Origin of the sequence: Planococcus lenghuensis (genome assembly GCF_001999905.1) — a bacterium.
In the GTDB taxonomy this organism is placed as follows: domain Bacteria; phylum Bacillota; class Bacilli; order Bacillales_A; family Planococcaceae; genus Indiicoccus; species Indiicoccus lenghuensis.
In genome coordinates this window covers 1,319,835-1,343,456 of sequence record NZ_CP019640.1, presented here as the reverse complement: position 1 = coordinate 1,343,456, position 23,622 = coordinate 1,319,835, and the positions used below count along the sequence as shown (strand labels likewise).

At 51.0% G+C, this 23,622-nt stretch carries 22 protein-coding genes; all 22 read right to left on the bottom strand.

The genetic code is table 11. From position 1 onward, the window contains the following. Positions 1–108: 108 nt before the first annotated feature. Positions 109–2,508: a phenylalanine--tRNA ligase subunit beta gene (pheT, locus tag B0X71_RS06875; RefSeq protein WP_077588717.1), complete on the bottom strand. Its 2,400-nt coding sequence runs from the start codon at positions 2,506–2,508 to the stop codon at positions 109–111. Positions 2,509–2,520: 12 nt separating this feature from the next. Continuing rightward, on the bottom strand, positions 2,521–3,558 hold the full coding sequence (pheS, locus tag B0X71_RS06870) for a phenylalanine--tRNA ligase subunit alpha (protein ID WP_077588716.1): 1,038 nt from the start codon (positions 3,556–3,558) through the stop codon (positions 2,521–2,523). A 108-nt stretch (positions 3,559–3,666) separates the two neighbouring features. Continuing rightward, on the bottom strand, positions 3,667–3,834 hold the full coding sequence (locus B0X71_RS20850) for a hypothetical protein (RefSeq protein WP_156889806.1): 168 nt from the start codon (positions 3,832–3,834) through the stop codon (positions 3,667–3,669). Positions 3,835–3,869: 35 nt separating this feature from the next. Then, positions 3,870–4,637 carry a TrmH family RNA methyltransferase gene (locus B0X71_RS06865; RefSeq protein WP_077588715.1) on the bottom strand — a complete coding sequence of 256 codons (768 nt, stop codon included), beginning with the start codon at positions 4,635–4,637 and terminating at the stop codon, positions 3,870–3,872. Positions 4,638–4,907: 270 nt separating this feature from the next. Beyond that, entirely contained in the window at positions 4,908–5,744 is an 837-nt protein-coding gene (locus tag B0X71_RS06860; RefSeq protein ID WP_198038697.1) for a nuclease-related domain-containing protein, read from the bottom strand. 124 nt (positions 5,745–5,868) lie between these two features. Next, positions 5,869–6,957 carry a M42 family metallopeptidase gene (locus B0X71_RS06855; protein WP_156889805.1) on the bottom strand — a complete coding sequence of 363 codons (1,089 nt, stop codon included), beginning with the start codon at positions 6,955–6,957 and terminating at the stop codon, positions 5,869–5,871. A 67-nt stretch (positions 6,958–7,024) separates the two neighbouring features. Continuing rightward, positions 7,025–7,510 carry a dUTP diphosphatase gene (locus B0X71_RS06850; RefSeq protein ID WP_077588713.1) on the bottom strand — a complete coding sequence of 162 codons (486 nt, stop codon included), beginning with the start codon at positions 7,508–7,510 and terminating at the stop codon, positions 7,025–7,027. Between the two features lie 34 nt (positions 7,511–7,544). Then, on the bottom strand, positions 7,545–7,841 hold the full coding sequence (locus tag B0X71_RS06845; protein WP_232336803.1) for a DUF1294 domain-containing protein: 297 nt from the start codon (positions 7,839–7,841) through the stop codon (positions 7,545–7,547). A gap of 59 nt (positions 7,842–7,900) precedes the next feature. After that, on the bottom strand, positions 7,901–8,260 hold the full coding sequence (rplT, locus tag B0X71_RS06840; RefSeq protein ID WP_077588712.1) for a 50S ribosomal protein L20: 360 nt from the start codon (positions 8,258–8,260) through the stop codon (positions 7,901–7,903). Positions 8,261–8,298: 38 nt separating this feature from the next. After that, entirely contained in the window at positions 8,299–8,496 is a 198-nt protein-coding gene (gene rpmI, locus B0X71_RS06835; RefSeq protein WP_077588711.1) for a 50S ribosomal protein L35, read from the bottom strand. Between the two features lie 27 nt (positions 8,497–8,523). Continuing rightward, on the bottom strand, positions 8,524–9,072 hold the full coding sequence (gene infC, locus B0X71_RS06830; RefSeq protein ID WP_077588710.1) for a translation initiation factor IF-3: 549 nt from the start codon (positions 9,070–9,072) through the stop codon (positions 8,524–8,526). A 1,055-nt stretch (positions 9,073–10,127) separates the two neighbouring features. Beyond that, positions 10,128–12,056, bottom strand: a complete 1,929-nt coding sequence (gene thrS, locus B0X71_RS06825) for a threonine--tRNA ligase (RefSeq protein WP_077588709.1) — start codon at positions 12,054–12,056, stop codon at positions 10,128–10,130. Between the two features lie 393 nt (positions 12,057–12,449). After that, positions 12,450–13,388, bottom strand: a complete 939-nt coding sequence (gene dnaI / locus B0X71_RS06820) for a primosomal protein DnaI (RefSeq protein WP_077588708.1) — start codon at positions 13,386–13,388, stop codon at positions 12,450–12,452. Between the two features lie 3 nt (positions 13,389–13,391). Beyond that, on the bottom strand, positions 13,392–14,750 hold the full coding sequence (locus tag B0X71_RS06815) for a replication initiation and membrane attachment family protein (protein WP_077588707.1): 1,359 nt from the start codon (positions 14,748–14,750) through the stop codon (positions 13,392–13,394). An 11-nt stretch (positions 14,751–14,761) separates the two neighbouring features. Next, positions 14,762–15,241, bottom strand: coding sequence for a transcriptional regulator NrdR (gene nrdR, locus B0X71_RS06810; RefSeq protein WP_077588706.1), 480 nt, complete (start codon positions 15,239–15,241; stop codon positions 14,762–14,764). Between the two features lie 279 nt (positions 15,242–15,520). Further along, a complete protein-coding gene (speD, locus tag B0X71_RS06800) occupies positions 15,521–15,904 on the bottom strand; it encodes an adenosylmethionine decarboxylase (RefSeq protein ID WP_077588704.1) in 384 nt (127 codons plus the stop codon). 254 nt (positions 15,905–16,158) lie between these two features. Further along, positions 16,159–17,181 (bottom strand): glyceraldehyde-3-phosphate dehydrogenase, encoded by a 1,023-nt coding sequence (locus tag B0X71_RS06795; RefSeq protein WP_077588703.1) that lies wholly within the window; start codon positions 17,179–17,181, stop codon positions 16,159–16,161. 106 nt (positions 17,182–17,287) lie between these two features. Then, positions 17,288–17,884 (bottom strand): dephospho-CoA kinase, encoded by a 597-nt coding sequence (coaE, locus tag B0X71_RS06790; protein ID WP_077588702.1) that lies wholly within the window; start codon positions 17,882–17,884, stop codon positions 17,288–17,290. A 9-nt stretch (positions 17,885–17,893) separates the two neighbouring features. Next, the gene (mutM, locus tag B0X71_RS06785; RefSeq protein WP_077588701.1) at positions 17,894–18,763 is read right to left on the bottom strand and encodes a bifunctional DNA-formamidopyrimidine glycosylase/DNA-(apurinic or apyrimidinic site) lyase; all 870 of its coding nucleotides are present in this window, start codon (positions 18,761–18,763) and stop codon (positions 17,894–17,896) included. A gap of 16 nt (positions 18,764–18,779) precedes the next feature. Continuing rightward, the gene (polA, locus tag B0X71_RS06780; protein ID WP_077588700.1) at positions 18,780–21,401 is read right to left on the bottom strand and encodes a DNA polymerase I; all 2,622 of its coding nucleotides are present in this window, start codon (positions 21,399–21,401) and stop codon (positions 18,780–18,782) included. 88 nt (positions 21,402–21,489) lie between these two features. Next, the gene (gene pnpS / locus B0X71_RS06775) at positions 21,490–22,902 is read right to left on the bottom strand and encodes a two-component system histidine kinase PnpS (protein ID WP_077588699.1); all 1,413 of its coding nucleotides are present in this window, start codon (positions 22,900–22,902) and stop codon (positions 21,490–21,492) included. Beyond that, positions 22,899–23,603, bottom strand: coding sequence for a response regulator transcription factor (locus tag B0X71_RS06770; RefSeq protein WP_077588698.1), 705 nt, complete (start codon positions 23,601–23,603; stop codon positions 22,899–22,901). Before B0X71_RS06770 ends, pnpS begins: the two co-directional genes overlap by 4 nt. Between the last annotated feature and the right edge of the window lie 19 nt (positions 23,604–23,622).

Here is a 23,622-nt window from a genome sequence, read left to right as displayed (position 1 = left end):
ACTTGCGATTTAGCAGTGATTACTTGCGGAATCCGGCCACTTACTTGCAAAAACCACCTAAACAGAAAAAAGGCGGAACCGGGTGATGGTTCCGCCTTTTCCTATAAATCAGCTGCGCTGTTCTGCGCCTGCTTCTGCCAATGCCTTCAGTACTTTGTCATGCGCCGCTGCGACTTCTTCGTCAGTCAGCGTTTTTTCCGGATCGAAGTACGTGAGCGAGAACGCCACGGATTTCTTACCCGGTTCCATGTTCTTGCCTTCATATACATCGAACACCGTGACATCTTTCAGGAGGCGTCCGCCTGCATTCCGGATGATCGACTCGATCGTCGCAGCTTGCGTGTCTTTGCCCAGCACGAGCGCGATGTCGCGTGAGATGGACGGGAAGCGTGATACCGGTTCGAAGACGAGCGGTGCCGGTTCCAACACCAGCAATTTATGCAGGTTAAGTTCAAGCACATATGTCTCTTTCAAGTCCCGCTGCTTCTGTTCAGATGGATGCACTTGTCCGATGACGCCGATTCGTTCGCCATTGAATAAGATATCGGCTGTGCGCCCCGGATGCAGTCCGTCGAGCTGGCCTTTTTGGAACGTCAGCTCGCTGCCGAGTTTAGCCGCCAAGCCTTCGACGATGCCTTTCAGCACGAAGAAATCGACCGGTTTTTTCTCACCTTGCCAGCTGTTGTTAAGCCACATGCCGGTAATGGCCGCCGCGAGATGCTCCTGTTCTTCCGGGAGTTCGCCGTCTGACTTCAGGAACACCGAGCCGGTTTCATACAGAGCCACCGAATCGTTCTGGCGCGCCGTGTTGTACGTGACCGCTTCCAACAGATGCGGGATGAGGCTCTGTCGGAGCACGCTCCGCTCTTCGCTCATCGGCATGAGCAGTTTCGTCGTTTCGGTTGCGTTCAGCGCGAATTGCTGCGCGGATTTCTCAGACGTCAATGAATACGTCACCGCTTGCAGCAGTCCGGCACTTTCCATATAGCGGCGCACGAGGCGGCGCTTTTCCTGGTATGGTGTCAGCCCGCCCGGTGAGGATTCCGTTTCGGGTAACGTCGCCGGGATTTCGTCATAGCCGTACAGCCGCGCGATTTCTTCCACGACATCCTCTTCGATCTGGATATCCTGCCGGCGCGTCGGCACGTTGATGATCAGCTGGTTATTCGCTGCTTCCGTCTCGAATTTCAACCGCCGGAGAATTTGGATCATATCCTCGAACGGAATTTTCATGCCGAGGCGTTCGTTAATAAAATCGGGTGACACGGCGACCGTTCTTTCGGTCCGGTCGAGCGAATCCACCACAACGGATCCCGCGAGCACTTCCCCGCCGGCCAGTTCAGCAAGCAATTGCGCCGCCCGTTCAGCCGCCGGTTCCACCCGGTTCGGGTCGATGCCTTTTTCGTAACGCGAACTTGCGTCACTGCGGAGGCCCTGGTCTTTCGACGTCTGGCGGACCGAAGCCGGGGCGAAATAAGCGGATTCGATGACGACGGTCGTCGTTTTTGTGCTGACTTCCGAGTTGGCGCCGCCCATGACACCCGCAAGCGCCACCGGTTCCTGACCGTTCGTGATCACGAGGTTATGCGGTGCGAGTTTGCGTTCCGCATCATCCAGCGTCGTGATCGTTTCACCGTCTTTCGCACGGCGCACAACAATTTCGCCCGTCTTCAAGTCATCGTAATCGAATGCGTGAAGCGGCTGGCCGTATTCCATTAATACGAAGTTCGTGACATCGACGACGTTATTCAATGGACGGACGCCAGCTGCCATGAGCCGCTGCTGCAACCATGCCGGCGATTCCTTCACTTCGATGTTCTTCACGACTTTCGCGATGTAGAGCGGATTGTCTTCCGGTGCTTCCACGCGCAGTTTCAGCTTGGATTCCACTGTTTCATTGGCTTCTTCATAAGTGATTTCCGGTAGCTTCACGTCTTCTGACAGGATAGCTCCCACTTCGTAAGCGACACCGAGCATGCTCATGGCGTCCGCGCGGTTCGGTGTCAGGCCGAGTTCAAGCACGTGATCGTTCAGATTCAAGTATTCAATGGCATCCGCCCCGATCGGTGCATCTTCCGGCAAGACGTAAATGCCGTCGGCGTATGCTTTCGGCACAACTTTCCCTTCAATACCGAGTTCCTGATGCGAACATATCATGCCGTTCGACACTTCGCCGCGCAATTTCGCTTTCTTGATTTTCACACCGCCTGGAAGCCTCGCCCCCGGAAGTGCCACGACGACTTTCTGGCCCTGTCCGATATTCGGAGCGCCACAGATAATCTGCAATGTTTCTTCTCCAACATTCACCTGGCACAGCGATAGTTTATCCGCTTCCGGGTGCTTGCCGCATTCCTCGACGTAGCCGATGACCAGTTTCTTCAGACCTTCCGACCGGTCGATAACGGCGTCCACTTCGATTCCGGCACGCGTCACTTTTTCCGCGAGCTCTTCCGCGGTTTCATTTTGTGTATTTACATAGTCTTTTAACCAATCAATTGATACTAACATGCGTCTGCCTCCTTACACTTCTGTCCGTTGGAATTGGGATAAGAACCGGGTGTCGTTCGTATAGAACTGGCGGATATCGTCAACGCCGTATTTCAGCATCGCAATCCGCTCCGGTCCCATGCCGAATGCGAATCCGGACAATTTCTTTGAATCATAACCGGCCATCTCAAGCACGTTCGGGTGCACCATGCCGGCACCGAGGATTTCGATCCAGCCTGTTCCTTTACATACGTTGCAGCCTTTTCCGCCGCACTTGAAGCACGATATATCCATTTCGACGGACGGCTCTGTGAATGGGAAGAAGCTCGGGCGTAACCGGATTTCACGTTCGTCACCGAACATTTTCTTTGCGAAAACCGTCAACGTGCCTTTCAAATCACTCATGCGGATGCCTTCACCGACGACAAGTCCTTCGATCTGCATGAACTGATGTGAATGCGTCGCGTCGTCATTATCCCGCCGGTACACTTTTCCCGGGCAGATGATGCGGATCGGTTCGCCGCCTTTTGCTTCCATCGTCCGCGCCTGGACCGGCGACGTGTGCGTGCGCAGCAGGATGTCTTCCATTATATAGAAGGAATCCTGCATATCGCGCGCCGGGTGCCCTTTCGGCAAATTGAGCGCTTCGAAATTATAATAATCCTTTTCCGCTTCCGGACCTTCTGCGATCGCATAGCCCATCGAAATGAACAGATCTTCAATTTCTTCAATGACGCGTGTCAGTGGATGCGCGTTACCGAGTTTCACCGGGCGGCCCGGGAGTGTCACGTCAATCGCTTCCGCCTCGAGCTGTTTCGTGATCGCTTCCGCTTCGAGCACTTCTTTGCGGGCTTCCAGTTTTCCGGTTACTTCCTGGCGCATTTCATTGACGAGTGCGCCCATTTTCGGCCGCTCTTCCGCCGGCAGTTTGCCCATGCCTTTCAATAAATCCGTAATTGGCCCTTTTTTGCCGAGATAAGCGACCCGGACATCGTTCAGTTCTTTCACATCAGCCGCATCGGCGATTTTGCCGAGCACTTCTTCCTTCAGCTGCTGCAATTCGTTTTCCATTTCGTCTTCCTCCTTTTGGAAATAAAAAAAGCCTCTTCCCTAGAAAAGGGACGAGGCTTTGATTTCGCGGTACCACCCTGGTTATCACGCAATATATGCGCAATCACTTCATTTTAAGTAACGGCTCTTCACCGGCCACTCTTTACGGCTGAATAAAAACCGGTCCTGAGGGCAGCTCGCGGGGTGAACTTCGGCGGCCCGCTGCAACTCCGCGCTTTCAGTCAAGGCGCGGATTCCCTGGTTTGCAGCGATGGCGGCGTACTCTTCCCGGTCCATGCTTTTCGTGTATTTCCTTCATTATAAAAGGAATGTTATTTTTTCGCAACGAGTCCGTACAGAAGAATGCCGGTTGCGACGGCGACATTCAGCGATTCCGCCGAGCCATACACCGGTACCAGCAGGTTTTCGTCTGCCTGATCCAGATATTGCGGATCAACGCCACTGCCTTCATTGCCAACAAGAAGCGCAAATTGATCAGCCGGTTTGGTTTCGTAAAATGGCTTCGCATTGTGGAGCGCCGAGCCGTACACCGGAATGTTCTGTGCCTGCGTGCGTTCGATCCATTCGGCCAGCTCGCCTTTCACGACGGGCAAGTGGAAATGCGAGCCTTGCGCCGAACGGACGGTTTTCGGATTGAATGGATCTGCGCTGCCCTTGCCGAGAATAACGGCATCAATGCCGGCCGCTGCCGCCGTGCGGATCATGGTGCCGATGTTACCCGGATCCTGGACGGCGTCGATCAGCAGGAGCTTCGTCCACGACTTCTCATCTTCCGCCCCGTGCTCAGGTTGTCTCACATGTGCGAAGATGCCTTGCGAATGCTCGGTTTCGGCAATTTCCTTCGCCACTTGCGTGGACACTTCGTATACCACGAGATCTTCCGTGTCCCACTCAGCCGGGATATCCACGCCATCGCGGACGATGATTCCTTTAATCAGATGCTTTTCTTTCAATGCTTCCTCGGTCAGATGAAATCCTTCCACGAGGAATTCCTTAAACTTATCGCGCTCTTTCCGCGTCGTCACGAGCTTCTTCCAATGCTTCACGAGCGAATTTTGCGGAGATTCAATACGTTTCACTGCACTGTCACGCCTTTCTTTTGCTTGGAATAGTATAGCATAAACTGGAGTTGAGATTTATGATCGTTAATTTTAATTTATGCTCTATAGTCAGTCGTTTATGATCGCTATTTTAATTTTATGCTCTATAATCTTCCACTTATGATCGTTAATTTCGATTTATGATTGATGCTACAGATTCTTATCAGTTTTCCTATAAACTTTATCCTTCCGCTTTCCTTCTGAAACCAGGTTCTCCTTCACTAACATTCGAGTCACCACATGCCGCGACTATATTCCAAAAAAATCCCGCATTCCCCGGTTCGTCAGCTCGCCATTCACCAGGGCAACGTATTCATCCACCAGCCGCCCGCCGATATCCCGCTCGCGCACACCGCACGTGCCGCAGATCCAGCTCCTCTCCATAAGCTGAACATTCAGCGCCCGGCACTTCGTACAAAGAATTCCTTTCTTCAAGTCCTGCACCGGAATAAAATACTTGTCACACAAAGGCCGGCGCTTATAAGGCGTCAAATGCTGTGGAATCTGTCGCACCGCTTCCTGAAATGCACCGTCGCACACAGGCGGATATTTCTTCAGCATTTCGATCAGCCGTCCCGGCATCCCATACAGCTTGCACATCTCCGCCAGCGTCGGCTTTGTCATGAACTCGCATTGCTTTGCTGTAAACACGATGAGTCCACCTACCGGCATCGACACTCCCTGCCGCTGAAACCATTGCTGGAGGAAATAGATGTTTTTGTTCAGCTGAACGGCCGGATGATCGAACACTTGCCGCTCGCCGTCCGTATTCTTCCGGTAAAATTCCCCCGTGGCTTCATCAAAAGACAATTCTCCGCTGATGTTCTTCGACTCTATGATAATCGCACATCGAGCTGTCAGCAGCAGCCCATCGAACTGAACATGCCAGTCCCCGATCGACAAGCCTACATCCCACAGTACTTCATACGCTTCCGGTATAAAAAACTCCTTGAACTTCGACTCGATCCGGCTCTCCCCGCGAATCCCAGCTTCCCGGTTATGAAGTTCACTTTCCAAATAGGTACGCTGTAAATAACTAAAATCCAACCGTGCCAATAAATGCCGCATCGCTTCCGCTTCCGACAAATGCATCTCCCCTTTTTGTCATCAGCTTAGCAATACTACCTGGGCCCGTCGCTCATTTTTCCATCACCTTTAATAAATCCTCAAAAATAAAACCCCTCACCATAATAGCAAGGGGTTCCTTCGTTTATTCGAATGTCAGACGGTTCACTGTGTCGCGGTCCAGTTTTTTGATCACTTCAACCACGAGTTTCACTGCGTTTTCGTAGTCGTCACGGTGCAGAATACCCGCGTGTGAGTGGATGTAACGCGTCGCTACACCAATCGCGAGAGACGGCACACCATTGCCGGACAGGTGAATCGCACCAGCGTCTGTTCCGCCGCCAGCCATCGCTTCATACTGGAACGGGATGCCGATTTCTTCAGCTGTATCGACGACGAGGTCGCGGATGCCTTTATGTGACACCATGGAAGCGTCAAACACAAGGATCTGCGGGCCGTCACCCATTTTGCTGTTGGATTCGTTGGTCGTAATGCCCGGTGTATCTCCGGCAACCCCAACGTCAACGGCAAAGCCGATGTCCGGCTGGATTTTATTGGCCGCCGTCCGTGCTCCACGCAGGCCAACTTCTTCCTGAGCCGCGCCGACGCTGTAGACGACGTTCGGGTGATCTTCGTTTTTCAGCGCTTTCAGCACATCGATCGCAATCGCACAGCCAATGCGGTTATCCCACGCTTTTGCCATGAGCAGCTTGTCGTTGTTCATGACGTTGAATTCAAAGTAAGGCGTGACCATGTCGCCAGGCGCGACGCCCCATTCTTTTGCTTCATCCGCGGATGAAGCACCGATATCGATAAACATATCCTTGATCTCGACCGGCTTCTTGCGCGCTTCCGGGCTCAGGATATGCGGCGGTTTCGAACCGATGACGCCCGTGATTTCGCCGCCTTTGCGGGTTGTGATCGTCACACGTTGGGCGAGCATGACCTGATTCCACCAGCCGCCGACGGTCTGGAATTTCAGGAATCCTTTGTCGTCGATTTTCGTGATCATGAAGCCGATTTCATCGAGGTGACCGGCCAGCATGATTTTCGGTCCGTCTTCTTTCCCGACTTTCTTCGCGATCAGGCTTCCGAGCCCGTCGGTTTCAATTGAATCCGCGTACGGCTCTATGTACTTTCGCATGACGTCGCGCGGTGCCCGTTCATTGCCCGGAATCCCGTTCGCATCCGTCAGGTCTTTCAGCATTTGCAAGTTTTCGTCTAAGTTTGCCAATTCATTCGACCTCCTAAATAATCATACTTCTTCATTATAAATGAAAGGCCGGCAACTATCAAAAAATTCAATAGTTTTGCTGCTGACGATCGTAATTCTTTTTATTCTTCGCCAGATACGCATCAATCACTTCCGCTTCCGAAAATCCGAGCACGTCTCGAATAGCTCCGTAACAACTCCAGATCGTCAGGTAATTTGACATGCGGTATGTATCCAAAAATGCATGGACCGCTGCCTGGGTACATAAAAACAGCTCCGTCAAATCCGTATCCGTAATCGCCTCTGGCCACTCTGTGAGCACATCCAAATCCTTTTCTATGCCAAGCGACAAAATGAAATGAAGTGAATCCACGAACTCCTCAAGCAACACTTCACGTGCCGACGGACCTTTCACGCTCCAGAATTTAAAGCAACGGGTCTCATTCGCCAGCTCACTCAACTCCACTAAAAGCGCAAGCCCTTTCTTTCTGAAGACATCTTCCTCTATGCCTTGATTGGTCTGTATGTATGAATCGAGTTCCCGCTGCATCTCAAACAGCCGATCCAGTTTCATGCCGATCTCCCCTTTCCATCTCTTCTTCTCTGTATTATACGAATAAAAGCCACACAACAGCTACTGTTTCCACTGCAGCCAACGCCGGAAAGCCGATCCGGAAATTCGTCCGCTTCGTCTTGTGCCGGAAATGCCGCATGCCGAAATATGCACCGATTCCGCCGCCAAGCACGGCTGCCGTCCATAGCCGCTGCTCCGGAATCCGCCACTTCCCTTGCTCCGCCCGGCGCTTGTCTGTTCCCATCAGAACAAAAGCATAGACGTTCATCCCTGCAAATAAAATCAATACGCCCAATTCGAGACCCAGCACATTCATCAGTCCTGCTCCCATCAATCCATTCCTCCATTAAAAAAAGGCCGGTGACATTGTCACCAGCCTTTTTAAGCTCATTACTTATTGATTGATTTTTTTGCCTGATCAGCAAGTGCAGCGAATGCAGCTGCATCGGTTACAGCAAGATCAGCGAGCATTTTACGGTTGACGTCGATGCCAGCCACTTTCAGGCCGTGCATGAGACGGCTGTAAGAAAGGCCGTTGATACGTGCTGCTGCGTTGATACGAGTGATCCATAATTTGCGGAAATCCCGTTTTTTCTGACGACGGTCACGGTAAGCATACTGACCGGACTTCATCACTTGCTGGTTTGCTACTTTGAAGAGTGTGTGTTTCGAGCCGTAATACCCTTTGGCTAATTTAATGACTTTTTTACGACGCTTGCGCGTTACTGTTCCGCCTTTTACGCGTGGCATATTAATGACCTCCTGGTGATTCGTATAATAAAATCAGATTATAAGTTATAGATGAGTTGTTTGATGCGCTTCAGATCGCCTGCAGAGACAAGTTTGCCTTTGCGCAGGTGGCGTTTCTGTTTTGTTGATTTGTTTGCGAACAAGTGGCTTGTGTACGCACGGTTGCGTTTCACTTTGCCGGTACCTGTCTTCTTGAAGCGCTTAGCTGCGCCGCGGTGGCTTTTCATTTTTGGCATGTTGTTTCCTCCTAAACAGTTCTTCTGTTACTCTTTTTCAGCAATCGGCGCCAGCATAAGGAACATGCTGCGTCCGTCCATCTTCGGCTTCTGTTCAACTGTGGCAACATCTTTGCATTCATCAGCAAAACGGTCCAGTACGCGCTGTCCGATTTCCTTGTGCGTGATGGCACGGCCTTTAAACCGGATGGAAGCTTTCACTTTGTCCCCTTTTTCAAGGAACTTGATCGCATTGCGAAGTTTCGTGTTGAAGTCATGGTCATCGATACCAGGGCTTAAACGAACCTCTTTCACGTTGATCACTTTTTGGTTCTTGCGGATTTCACGGTCTTTTTTCTGCTGCTCGAACTTGAACTTCCCGTGGTCCATGATCCGGGCCACCGGCGGTTTAGCCTGAGGTGCGACAAGTACGAGGTCCAGATTGACACGAGCCGCAATATCAAGAGCGTCATTGCGCGATTTAATACCGAGCTGTTCGCCGTTCTGATCGATAACACGGAGTTCGCGGGCACGGATACCCTCGTTTACATATACATCTTTACTAATCGTAATCCACCTCCAGATAGTTTCGTGAATACATTCTTTGTACCTGGCTTACAGGTTCCGTTCCAACTAAAAAACGGACGGACACAAGAGGTCCGCCCGCATAAGTATGACAAACACGCTTCGATGCGTGAAGTAAGTCAACATGTGCATAACCAGCCGACTCAAGCGTCGAACAGGTGAGAAGCGGGCGCTCCTGCTTAGCCACAAATAAGTATTCATAACCTTATCTATAATAGCACGGGTCAAACTCCATGTCAACACGTTTACTCGAGATCGCCTATAGCTCTATTGAGAAGTCTTAACGAAATCTCTATTAAACCGCTTCGGCCGCTTAGGGGATAGCTCTTGCCATAAGCCGAGCCAAAACCCCGCCCGTCTTATGGCATCGCTAATCCCACGGACGCGCCGAAGCTTATCAACAACTTTTCAATAACATCTTCATCAAGAGTCGTGTTGATGTTTTACTTGCCTCTCTTTATCGGTAGATGAACCTAGAAGAAAAAGCGGCAGGCGACGACTCCGGCGGGATGAGCAATTACTTTTTGCGACGAGCTTGCGCAGGAGCACCGAGCTGAATATCCCGGAGGAGCTGAAGCCGTGCCCGGGCAGCTGGCAACGCGACGTCCTGTCGCACCAGTTGCATGACCCACTTGCTGTAGGCCCGAAAGCGTCCGCCTTAAGCAATTTCTTCAACATGCTATGCCTGTGAACAGGTCGAAGTTTCTTGTGAAGTACATGCTGCCAGCATCCATGATTTTTTGCTTCATTCGCTTATCCCTTCCTTGCTGTAATCCCCGCCGCGCAGGAACAAGCGGTTTTCACTGCGACGAGCTTGCACAGGAACAAGCGGAGGAAAATACGAGACGCCTGCGGAACCAGCCGGTCCAGCCGAGACCCTGGAGGACGCATAGTGGCAGACCGCGGAAAACGGTTTTGACTGCGACGAGTAACCGCAGGAGCAAGCGAGTTTTTACGCAGCGAAGCGAACAGACCCTAGGACTTCGCAGTCACTGGCAATGGTTGGAATATGATGCTGGCAAAAATGCTCATTTAGAATCATATAGTCAAAAAACCATTCAGAACACTTACTTCAACTCACTTTGAATCCCCTTCAGGAACTCATCAAACGGCATGGATTCCGAGTTTTTCTCTCCATATTTCCGGACATTGACAGCTCCGCTTTCCAGTTCCTGATCGCCCAGGACAAGCATGTACGGAATTTTCTTTGTCTGGGCTTCCCGGATTTTATAGCCGAGTTTTTCATCACGGCTGTCGATATCCACCCGGATCTTGTGCGCCTGCAGCTGTTCTTTGATTTTATCCGCATAATCCGCATGTGCTTCAAGGGATACCGGAATGATTTCCACCTGTATCGGTGCCAGCCATGTCGGGAAGGCTCCTTTGTATTCCTCAATCAGGAAAGCGACGAAGCGCTCCATCGTCGAGACGACGCCGCGGTGGATAACAACCGGCCGGTGTTGCTTGCCGTCTTCCCCGATGTACGTCAGATCAAAGCGTTCCGGCAGCAGGAAGTCGAGCTGGACAGTCGACAATGTCTCTTCCTTGCCGAGCGCTGTTTTCACCTGGACGTCGAGCTTCGGTCCGTAGAATGCCGCTTCCCCTTCTGCTTCCACATAATCGATGCCAACTTCATCCATTGCATCTTTCAGCATGGACTGCGCTTTTTCCCACATTGCATCATCATCGAAGTATTTTTCTTTGTCTTCCGGATCACGGTAAGACAGACGGAACGAGTAATCTTCAATACCGAAATCCTTATACACTTCCGTCACAAGATTGACGACCCGGATAAATTCATCCTTGATCTGATCCGGACGGACGAAAATATGCGCATCATTCAATGTCATGCCTCGCACCCGTTGAAGACCGGATAGCGCACCCGACATTTCATAGCGGTGCATCGTGCCGAGTTCGGCAATCCGGATCGGCAGTTCACGATATGAATGAATGCCTTGTTTGTAAATTTCCATATGGTGCGGGCAGTTCATCGGCCGGAGCACGAGGTCTTCATTGTCCATGTGCATAACCGGGAACATGTCTTCCTGGTAATGATCCCAGTGGCCGCTCGTCTTGTACAATTCGACGCTTCCAAGCACCGGTGTATACACGTGGCTGTAACCAAGCCGTTCTTCTTTATCAACAATATAGCGCTCGATGATGCGGCGGACCGTCGCCCCGTTCGGCAGCCAGAGCGGGAAGCCCTGTCCGACTTTCTGGGAGTTTGTGAACAATTTCAGTTCCTTGCCGATTTTGCGGTGATCGCGTTCTTTCGCTTCTTCAAGCAGTTCAAGGTGTTTTTTCAAATCTTCTTTATTGAAGAAAGCAGTTCCGTAAATGCGCTGGAGCATCTTATTATCGGAATTGCCGCGCCAGTAGGCACCTGCCACACTCAGCAATTTGAATTCTTTCAGCTTGCCGGTCGCCGGCACGTGAACGCCGCGGCACAAATCGAAGAATTCACCTTGTTCATAAATTGTAACGTTCTCATCTTCCGGAATCGCATCAATCAGCTCCAGTTTATATGGATCGCCGACTTCCTCGTAGCGCTTTTTCGCTTCATCGCGTGATACTTGGACACATTTGATCTCCAGGTTCTCGCCGATGATTTTCTTCATTTCTTTTTCAATCGCCGGCAGGTCTTCTGCAGTGATCGTCTGTTCTGTGTCGATATCGTAGTAAAAGCCGGTTTCGATGACCGGACCGACGCCAAGCTTCGCATCCGGATACAGCCGTTTGACTGCCTGCGCAAGCAAGTGAGCAGTCGAGTGACGGAGGATCTCCAGCGCGCCTTCCGAATCCGGTGTAACAATCGCGATTTCTCCATCGTGGTCAAGCGGATCTTTCAAATCGACAAATCTGCCGTCAAGTTTTCCGGCCAGCGCTTTTTTGCGCAGTCCCGGTGAGATCGACTGAGCGACATCTTCAGTTGTTGTTCCTTTCGGAAACTCCTTGACCGCTCCATCGGGAAATGTAAGTTTAATGCTTTCTGCCATGCGAATCTCTCCTTTTAAATAAAATCTGTTTTGTTGTGACAGGTTTGCCGCTCCGCGCCCTAATCGGTTTCACCGATCAAAAGTCCGGGAACACAAAAAAGCCCCATCCCATAAAAGGGACGAAGCTTAGCTCGCGGTTCCACCCTTCTTCTCCCTGCGCCCAACAGCGCAAGTGAAGCTCTCGAAACGGCTAACGGGCCGTTACCGTCGGCTGCTACTTAGATTCGCAGCCGCTGCTCGGAGGCGGTAAGCAAATGTCCATGCTTGGGCAGCTTTCAGCCGGGGCTCCCCTCTCTTATCAGCCGGATTCATTTCCTGTTGTCCTCGTCATTGCATTTTCATTTGGTATGTCATTTACTATACGACGGCGTCCGGCAGATTGCAACCGGAAAATCACTGATGGCGGCGGTTTGTCCCATCCATCGCGATTGGAATGGTCAGTGCATGGACCCGTTCCATGACACGGGCTGCCTTAACTTCTTCTTTTTCACCGCGCTGGCTGTATGTCAAATGATGCTGCAGTTCCGTGAAGTTGAAATTGGACGTCATGAACGTCGGCAGTTTTTCGGCCATCCGGTAATTGAGGATCGTGCCGAACACTTCATCCCGCGCCCAGCTCGACATCGATTCTGCGCCGATATCATCGAGCATGAGCACCGGTGCCTTTTTCACATAATCAATCTTTTCCTGAAGCGTCTGATCGCCGATCGCCTGCTTCATCTCCCGCAGGAATTCCGGCACATACACAAGTACAGTCCGAACGTTAACTTCAGCGAGTTCATTCGCTATGGCGCTCAGCAGATATGATTTGCCCACGCCGAATTTCCCATGGAAATACAATCCCTTGGCCGGCAGATCATGAGGGCCTTGAACACCGGCAAGGAACCGGTTCGCTGCCCGGAACGCTTCCATCCGCTCGGCATCCGGTTCGAATCCGATGAGCGAAGCACCCGCCACTTCTTTCGGCATGTGCATGCTATGGATCATATTTTCCGCTTTCCGCTTGTGGTCGGCGGCTGTTTTCCGGCGGCATTTCGTGTATGTCAGGCTGATGTTGCCGTTTACGAGAGTCAGATTCGGTTCATGGCCTTTTAGAACATTGATGCAATGCCCCAGATCTTTACATTTATCGCAGCCATGCGATTGTTCGACATATTCCAGCAATTTGCTGAGGCCTCTGTCTACAGTTTGCTTATCCACCTGATCAGCATGAGTTTCCAGAAATGCCTGAACGCCTGCATGTCTGAGTACTTCATTGCGGGTTTCCTCGTAGCGGCTGGAAAATCCGGGGTCATTTATGACTCGTTTTAACGTTTTACCGATGGGCTCCATCCGTTATTCCCCCTTGCCTTTTCGCGTCGCCAGCTCTGCCAGCAGCTTCCGCTTCTCTTCTTCAAGTGACGGCGAAGCAGCAGCTTGCGATTCCGGTTTTTTCCGGTCTTCCTCTTTGCTGTAGAACCAGTCGGGTAGCTTTTCTTCCCGACCGGTTTTCCGCCGGTTTTGGGCGGGGGAAGGCGAACCTTCCTTTTTCCATTTCATGTACTGATCGTGTTCTGTCCGGGCAAGTTCCATCGCTTCCTTGGCGGTCGTCACATTTTTACGGGTCCAATGAGAAGCGATTTTCTCGACATAGGCTTTCGTCAGCTTCATGTCTGTCCGGAGCAGTACATACTGCAACAGCACATTGACGACGGCCGGTTCCATTCCATGGCTCAGCACAAGCTGGTTGGCCAGCTGCACATCCGACACCATCGGCTCCTTGCCGCCGGCAATATCCCGCAGCACATCCGCCGGTGAAGCGGACTCCAGATAATCGATCATTTCTTCCTGTTTCGTTTTGGGAGCTGCCTTGCGGGAACTCTTCGCTTTCGCTTTGGCGGGTACGAGTTCAGGCGGCTTGGCGGAAACCGACATCTTATAAACATCTGCAGCCGCTTTTTTAAGCACATCCGCATGCAGCTGCAGATCATCCCCGATTGCCATCAATACGATTTTTTGCATATCAAGCGGACTGAAACTGTATAAAAAAGCGAGTTTGGCGATAATTTCCCGAATCGGCGGTGTCAGGACACGTGCGGGCACGAGCTGTTCAGACAAGCCTTGCCGAAGCAGACCGAAATCGAATTCCGGTGTCGCCTGATAGCCGCTCCGCTCCCGCGTCTGGCTGTCAGCATCCCGATTGGGATAGCCTTCTTTTGCATGGACAGGCCGGAACACATCCGTGAATGTACGGGATACTTCCGTAAATCCTTCTTTTGAAACAGGATGAGGGGTGAAATGTTCCCGAATCCGCTTGTACGCCGCTTCTCCAACTTTACTGAACAGAAACATCGACAGCAGCGGATCAGCAAAAAAGCTCCTTGGATCAAGCGGCGGTGTCAATTCGTAGATGAAGGACCGGTGTTCCCCATCCTTGGCATATGTCTTTAAGAGTCCGATCGCTTCAAGCTGAGTGCGGACCGTGAATATCGTAGCTGCTGATATGTTTAAGCTATTCATCAGCCGGTAATGGACCGCTTCTTCCTTCATCATCTCACCTTCCGCCCACAATGTCAGATAAAAGGAAACAGCTTCCAGGCCGATCATCGGCTGATACAGCAATGTTACAAGCTTGCGGTCGTAATCAGTAAACGGATAAGGCAGACAGACGATATAGGAATCGGTCGGCTGCAATTCTTTATAGTAAGCAGACATTTCTTATCACCTTACTCTGTATCCGGTTTGTTGTCCGGAGTTCTGTTCAGCAAATCCTTCAGTTCATCGATGAACACCGTAATGTCCTTGAACTGCCGGTAAACGGAAGCAAACCGGACATAGGCCACTTCATCGATGCCGGCAAGCCGGTCCATGACCAGTTCGCCGACGTCTTCTGATTTCACTTCTGCGGTGCCGATGCGCCGCAGATCTTTTTCTATATTGAACACGAGATCTTCCAACACTTCAAGAGGCACCGGGCGCTTTTCACAGGCGCGGATGACACCCTTCAAGACTTTCTCCCGGCTGAATTCTTCCCGGGAACCGTCTTTTTTTACCACGATCAACGGCGTTTCTTCCACTTTTTCGAATGTCGTAAACCGGTAGCCGCACGCTTCACATTCCCTGCGTCTTCTGATTGCTTTCAATTCATCTGCCGGACGCGAATCCACGACCCGGGTGCCGTTATGTTGGCAGGACGGACATTTCATTTCGTACAACTCCCCGCATTCACTAAATGTCTTGTCTCTCAGTATACCAAAAATCAAGAGAGCCGGCGGAATTTTCTTTAAACCCCGAATGCCGGATTCACTGCCGGAAGGCTATCGTATCAAATCTTTTCGTTCAGGGCAAAAATGCTTTTTGCCTGCCCGGTCACAACCTGGCTGGCTCTTCATTCTACAACGCAAACACAGCATTTCCTATTTCAAGGCAAAAGAAAAAGCAGAGGATTTCTCCTCTGCTCTCTGCCTGATTTTTAAGTACATGGATTAGGCGCTGGCGATAACTTTTGTTTTGCCAAGGCTGACAGGCCCCATGCCGCGTGGCACTTCAACAACTTCACGATGCTGTGAGCCGAGTGCTTCTGCAATATAATCAGCAGCGACGTTCGGATTCAGATCGCCGCACGTATATACGTCAATACTCGCGTAACCGTGCTCTGGAAAGCTGTGAATCGTAAGGTGAGATTCAGAGATGATGACTACTCCGCTCACGCCTTGTGGCGCAAACTTGTGAAAAGCCACTTCCCGAATTTCTGCCCCAGATTTAAGTGCTGCATCAACAAAAGTCTGCTCAATAAAGTCCATGTCATTTAATTTGTCGAATTCACATTGCCATAGTTCTGCGATTACGTGACGTCCCATTGTTTCCAAGGTTCGTTTCCCCCTTTGAGTAAGTTAAGATTTAATCAAAGTGACTACCACGGGGGAAAGTTAGTCCGGAGAGGTCCTAACCCTTTAAGCAGTCGCGTGAATGAAGTCGTAGGTCGTTTGAAATCCCCCTCAACAAGTTCACGAGATTCATTATATGATGTACGTACGTCAATTGCAATAGAAAAGATTCAAAAAAACGCCAGCACAAAAAAGCCGTCATGCCGCAAAGGCAGCAGAACGGCTTTTCATGCTTATTACTGAAGGGTTTGCGCGTATAATTCTTTTGCCACTTTCTTGGTCAGATCGACCACACGAGCCGAATATCCCCATTCGTTATCATACCAGGCGAGCACTTTCACTTTCCGGGCACCAATCACCATCGTCGACAACCCGTCTATCGTAGCCGACGTACTGGTCGTATTAAAATCGACGGATACGAGCGGTTCCATCGTCACTTCCAGAATGCCTTTCAGATCCGTTTCTGCCGCTCGTTCGAATGCCGCATTCACTTCTTCGATCGTCACTTCCCGTTTGAGGTCAACAACCAGATCCACCAGGGAGACATTCGGCGTCGGTACACGCAGCGCCATGCCGTGCAACTTCCCTTTCAGTTCCGGAATCACCAGTGACAGCGCTTTCGCGGCACCGGTAGAAGTAGGAATAATCGATTCAGCCGCTGCTCGGGCGCGTCGCAAATCTTTATGGGGATTATCCAGATTTTTCTGATCGTTCGTATATGCATGCACCGTGGTCATCAGTCCATTTTCGATGCCGAACGTGTCATTCAGCACTTTTGCAACCGGCGCCAGGCAATTCGTTGTGCAACTGGCATTGGAGATAACATGGTGCTTATCCACATCAAGTTGATCTTCATTGACACCCATGACGATCGTGACGTCTTCGTTCTTGCCGGGAGCCGTCAAAATCACTTTTTTCGCTCCCGCTTCAAGATGGAGAGCGGCCTGGTCCCGGGAGTTGAACTTGCCCGTCGCCTCAATGACGATATCTATTCCCAACTGCTCCCAAGGCAAATTAAGCGGATCGCGCTCTCCGTATAACGCAATCCGTTTGCCGTTCACAATCAGCGCATCACCATCCGCTTCGATTTCACCGCTGAACCGGCCGTGAATTGTGTCATACTTAACGAGATGAGCCAGTGTTTCTGCGGGATAACTTGCGTTTACTGCGACTACTGAAATATCTTCCTCGAGAATCGCCTGTCTGAACACCATGCGGCCGATACGGCCAAACCCATTGATGGCAATAGATATTGTCATTTATGCGTCCCCCAATAAATTAAGTTATACTGTTGCCTGCTTTTCATGAAATTAGTATAACATATTAGAAGGAAGAATCACGTATTTTTTATCATTTCGCTGCCTTTCAGACTGCGGCATTCCATTTCTCCAGGATCCACTCCAGCTGACGCTCCGTTTCAGCGATGGAACCGTTATTATAAATGACGGCATCCGCCCGCTTTTCCTTTTCGGATACCGGCAATTGGGAGGAGATCCGGGCGCGTGCATCCTGTGCTGTCAGTCCGTTGCGCTGCATCAGTCTGGCCAGCTGATTTTCTTCACTTACGCTTACCACTAGAATCTTATCGGCAAAATGTTCGAGCTTGCTTTCAAACAGCAGGGGAATGTCCATGATTACGGTCTGCGCGCCGTTCGCCAGCCACTCTTCCCGTTGCCTGAGCATTTCCTGCCGGATGGCCGGATGGATGATATCATTCAGTTTTTTCCGGCTATTCGGGTCGTTAAAAATCAGTGCTCCCAATTTTTCACGGTTCAATGTCTTGTCAGCCTGCAGCACATCTTCGCCAAATGCCCGGCTGATCCGGGCCAGTGTTTCCGTTCCCGGCTCCACCACTTGACGCGCCACTGCATCAGCATCCACCAATGCGTACCCTTTTTCTTTCAGCATCGCGGCGACCGTACTTTTGCCGCTCGCGATACTGCCTGTCAGTCCAATAATCATCTGCTTCACTCACTTTTGGCACACCGGACAAAACGTGGATGTCCGGCCCCCGATTTTCATATTCTCCGTTTCATGACCGCATTCCAGGCAGTGCTTTTTCCCGTACATTTTCAGACGGTGCTGCATGCTCCCGGATTCACCGTTTACGTTCCGGTAATCGGAAATGGTGCTGCCTCCCGCTTCAATGCTCTCTGCCAGGATATCGGCGATCGTCTGGAACAGTTTCACTTTTTCTTCAGAAGTCAAACCACCCACTGGCCGGTCCGGGCGGACCCGCTCTTTAAACAGCGCCTCTGTCGCATAAATATTGCCGCAGCCTGAAATGACCTGGCCGTCCATGATGACTTCCTTAACCGGCTTTTTGGCGTATTTCGGCCTTTCGCTCATCTCCAGAAAATGCTGCAGGGCGTCTTCCCCGAACGGCTCCGGTGCCATCAGCAGGAGCGGCGGATAGCCGGATTCATCCTGCAGCACCCGCATTTCACCAAAGCGGCGAATATCGGAATACACGAACAGCGATCCGTCATCAAGTGTGAAAATAACATGGACATGCCGCCTGAATTTCTCTTCCCGGATTTCTTCAAGCGAACCGACATGAAACCAGGCGCCCGTCATGCCGAGATGGTTTACAAATAAAAACCGGCCTTCTTTCTGCATATCAAAATAGATGTACTTGCTCCGGCGTTCCACGGACAGAAATGATGCACCCGTCAGTTCTTCAATAAATCCTTCCTCACTGATCCGTTTCAAGATGGCATCTTTTCCTCCGGCTTTCGATCTCCGGACAGTATCCGATATGAAAACGTCTGTTATTGTTCGGCCTTCGACGGCCGGCTTGATCAGCCGGACAACGCCTTCCACTTCCGGCAATTCCGGCATGTTGAAACCTCTCCTTTTACTTCGTGTCGTACCAGGTATCCCCGTGTGCAAAATCAACTTTCAGCGGCACATTGAGCGGCACAGCCGATTCCATCATTTTCGGCACAAGGATCTTCAATTTCTCCAGCTCTTCCGGCGGCGCCTCAAAAATGAGTTCATCGTGCACTTGCAGCAACATGCGGGTCTTCATGCCTTCCTGTTCCAACGCATCCGCCATATCGATCATTGCTTTTTTGATGATGTCCGCAGCACTTCCCTGAATCGGTGTATTCATCGCTGTCCGTTCCGCAAAACTCCGCATATTGAAATTTGAACTATTGATATCGGGGAGATAACGCCGACGGTTCATAAGTGTTGTCACAAATCCGTCTTTCTTTGCCTGTTTTACGCTTTCTTCCATATAGCGCTGAACGCCGGGGAAACTCGCCAAATACCGATCGATGAATTCGCCCGCTTCTTTCCGGCTGATTTTCAATCCCTCAGATAATCCATATTCACTGATGCCATAGACAATTCCGAAATTGACCGCTTTCGCAACGCGCCGCATATTGGCTGTTACTTCATCCGCCGGCACATGAAAGACATCCATTGCGGTCGCTGTATGGATATCCTGTCCGGTCCGGAATGCCTCAACCAGTCCTTCATCGCCTGAAATATGGGCAAGCACACGCAATTCAATTTGTGAGTAATCGGCCGCCACCATTACCCAGCCCGGTTCAGATGGCACGAACGCTTTCCGGATTTTCCGGCCCTCTTCCAAGCGGACCGGTATGTTCTGCAGGTTCGGATTGATGGAACTCAGCCGGCCGGTCTGTGTCAACGCCTGCTGAAACCGCGTGTGAATCTTCCCGTCTTCATGGATTTCTTTCAACAGCCCTTCAATGTACGTCGACAGCAATTTTCCGAGCTGCCGGTACAATAAAATCTGCGAAATGATCGGGTGTTTGCCTTCCAGCTTTTCAAGGACATCCGCTGCCGTCGAATAGCCGGTTTTTGTTTTCTTGATGGCCGGAAGTCCAAGTTTTTCAAACAGAATGACACCGAGCTGTTTCGGTGAATTGATATTGAACGCCTCACCGGCCGCTTCATGGATGCCAGCCTCGATATCTTTCAGTTTCGCTGTAAGCTCCTGTCCCATCTCTTCCAGCTGACGGCGGTCGACACGGACGCCGAGTGATTCCATTTGACCAAGAATGACGGCAAGCGGCAGTTCAAGGTCATGATAGAGCCCGAATTGCTCGTTGTCCTGCAGCCGGCTCTCCACAATAGCCCGCACTTCCCATACCGCTTTCGCTTTCCGGGCAATATGTTCGTGCAGCAATTCATCAAACGGCACAGCTTTCTTTGCACCCTTTCCATATACCTGCTCATTGGTGGACACATCGGTATAACCGTATTCGCGGACAATATTGGCTACGTCGGTATAAGTCAGTGAAGGATTGACGATGTAAGCGCCGAGCATTAAATCGAATTCCGCACCTTCCAAGTCGATGCCCGACCGGTGAAACGCTGCAGATGCCGCCTTTGAATCGGCCAGGTATTTTTTGTTCGCCCCGTCTTCAAGCCAGGTTTTCAGGATATCCGATGCCTGCATGACATCCGGCGGAATGACATAAACACTATTGGCATCGGCGAGCGCCAAACCAAGCACCGGTTCGGTATGGTATTGTTCTCCCGCCATTTCCAATTGTACGGCCATCGCTCCGGACAGCATCTCCGGCACTACTTCTTCGACTACTTGGAACGTCAGTTCTTTTTGTTGTTCCTGCTGCTGTTCCGGCGCATCCAGCTTCTCCAATAACGATTTAAACGACAGTTCCTGCCATATGCGCTGCAATTGATCCATGTCCGGTCCACTGTAAGTAAGGTCTTCCACTTTCACTTCAATCGGCGCCTGCCGTTCAATCGTTGCAAGCTGTTTGGAGACAAGTGCCAGCTCTTCATTCTGCTCGAGCTTCTCCTTCAGTTTGCCTTTCAGCTGCTCGATATCCCGGTATACACCTTCAACTGTGCCATGCTTGGCCAGCAGCTTGACCGCCGTCTTTTCACCGACGCCCGGCACGCCCGGTATATTATCGGAAGCGTCTCCCATAAGCCCTTTCATGTCAATGATCTGCTGCGGCGTCAACCCGTACTTTTCCTGGATATGATCCACTGTATATTTCTCGATATCCGTGATGCCTTTTTTCGTGATGTACACAACCGTCGAACCCGAAGCAAGTTGCGTTAAGTCCTTATCGCCGGAAATGATGATTACTTCATCCCCTGCTTCTTCCGCTTCCCGGCTCAATGTGCCGATAATGTCATCGGCTTCATAATTCGGCAGTTCGTAGCTTTTTATCTGATAAGCTTCAATCAGTTTCCGCAAATATGGAAACTGCTCTGACAGCTCGGGCGGCGTCTTTTGCCGACCGCCTTTATACTCGCTGAATGTCTCGTGCCGGAATGTTGTTTTTCCGGCATCAAACGCGACGAGCATATGTGTCGGCTGTTCTTCATCCAGTATTCTCTGCAGCATCATCGTGAATCCGTAAACTGCATTCGTGTGAATCCCTTGTTCATTCGCCAGAAGCGGCAGTGCGAAAAACGCACGGTAAGCCAAACTGTTTCCGTCCAAAAGCAATACTTTCTTTGTCACGTCATTGAACCCCTTTCAACTAAAAAACCACCATTTCCTTCATTTTACCACGAGGGCAAAGCGAAAAGAAAACGGCGGCATATGCCGATTATTCTGGCTGTGTTCTGGGCAGCACCACTTGGAACGTCGTGCCTTGCCCGGGTTCGCTGATCACTTGGATCCGGCCATGGTGAGCTTCAGTCAAATGCTTGACGATCGCAAGTCCAAGGCCTGTCCCACCGGAATTGCGGCTGCGTGCCCGGTCGACCCGGTAGAAGCGTTCAAAAACCCGGGGGATTTCCTGCTGGGCAATCCCGATCCCCTGATCTTCCACTTCCACTGTCACATGCCGTTTCCCTTCCTTGATCCGCAGCCAGATTTCTGTATCTTCGGGTGAATAGACAACCGCATTGCTGAGAAGATTCGTCACTACCTGCAGCAGCCGGTCTGCGTCCCCTTGAATCCGGGCGTCACTGGCTGTCTCGATGACCAGCCGGATGTTTTTATCCGACGCAGCAAGCTGCACCGTTTCAGCAGCCCTGGCAGCCACATGATTGAGATCCGTATCTCCTAAGTTCAAATGAAAGCCGGACTGCTCGATTTTAGACAGATCCAATAAATCCTGAATCAGCAGCATAATGCGATTGCTTTCTTTTTGGATGATTTCCAGAAACATGAGAAGTGATGACCTATCCTCATAAGCACCATCCAGCAATGTTTCCGTGAACCCTTTGATGGATGTGACCGGTGTCCGCAATTCATGGGAGACGTTGGCAACAAAATCTTTCCGGATTTGCTCAAGCCGTTTCAGTTCCGTGATATCGTGCAGTACAATCACAATGCCGAGCCACTTGCCGTGCCCGCTGATGACAGGGGCTCCGTAAACGGCAAAATGTGTTGTATGCACGCCGTCGGTGACGGTAATCTGGGTATTTATCGAATCCTCTGATAAGAATACATCTTCAATAAGCGCGATCAGCCGGTCCGGCAATGCAATCTCCTGATATGCCCGGTCCTGTGTATTCTCCAGGCTCAGCCCGAACGATGCAGCGAACGATTTATTCATCAGCGATATTTTTCCCCGGCGGCCGATCATAATCAATCCGCTGCCCATGTTTTCAATCAATGTTTTCAGCCGTTCCTGTTCAAGTTCCCGGACAGCCGACATCTCCTGCAGGCTCCGGGCCAGAACATTGACCGCCGTCCCGAGTTGCAGTGTTCTGCCGGAGCGGACTTCCGGTGCCCTGGCCTTGTAATTGCCTTTCGCCAATTCCATGGCGGTTTCCGCCGCTGCTTGAATCGGCTGGGCATAAACTTGGATTAAGCGAGTGCCGAAAATGAAGTTCAGGATAAACGCAAACACAAAGAACAAGGCAAGCATCAGCCACAGAAACTCCGGCCGGGTGCCTTCCTCTCCTGCGTAAAGCGGAAAAAGCTGTCCGATCAGCAGAAAAAGACCGGCCAGCAACGTGGCATTCCAAGCCATGAACAAAAGAAGCAGCCGATTCTTCATCGAGCTCATACCGGTTTCGGTTCCTCCAGCTTGTAACCGAGCCCTCTGATCGTTTTGATGAACAGCGGTTTCCGGCTGTTTTCTTCGATTTTTTCCCGCAAGTGACTGATATGGACATCCACAATCCGGGTATCCCCTGCAAAATCGTACTGCCAGACGGCACTCAGCAATTGATCACGCGTCAGTACGCGATTTCTGTTTTCCATCAAATAGACCAGCAGTTCAAACTCTTTCGGTGTGAATTCCAGCGGCTGTTTATTCAGGAATACTTCAAAGCGCGACGGATATACTTCCAGCCCGCCAATGGTCAATGCCTTGGTCTCATTCTCTCCATTCATCCCCTGTTCTGTCCGGCGCAAAACCGCTTTGATGCGGGCAGTCACTTCCCTCGGGCTGAACGGTTTCGTCATGTAATCGTCTGCTCCCAGTTCAAGGCCCAGCACTTTATCCACTTCATCATCTTTCGCTGTCAGCATAATGATCGGAATATCGACCCGTTGCTGACGCAGCGCTTTGCATACTTCCATGCCATCCATCTTCGGCAGCATCAGATCAAGCACAATCAAAGCCGGCCGTTCAGCCAGCGCCATGTTGAAACCTGCCTGTCCATCATGGGCAACAAGCGGCTCATAGCCCGCCTGCCGTACATTGTAGGACAGCAGTGTCGCAATGGATTCTTCATCTTCTATAATCAGTACTTTTTTAGTCATAGTCGCTCTCATACTCCGT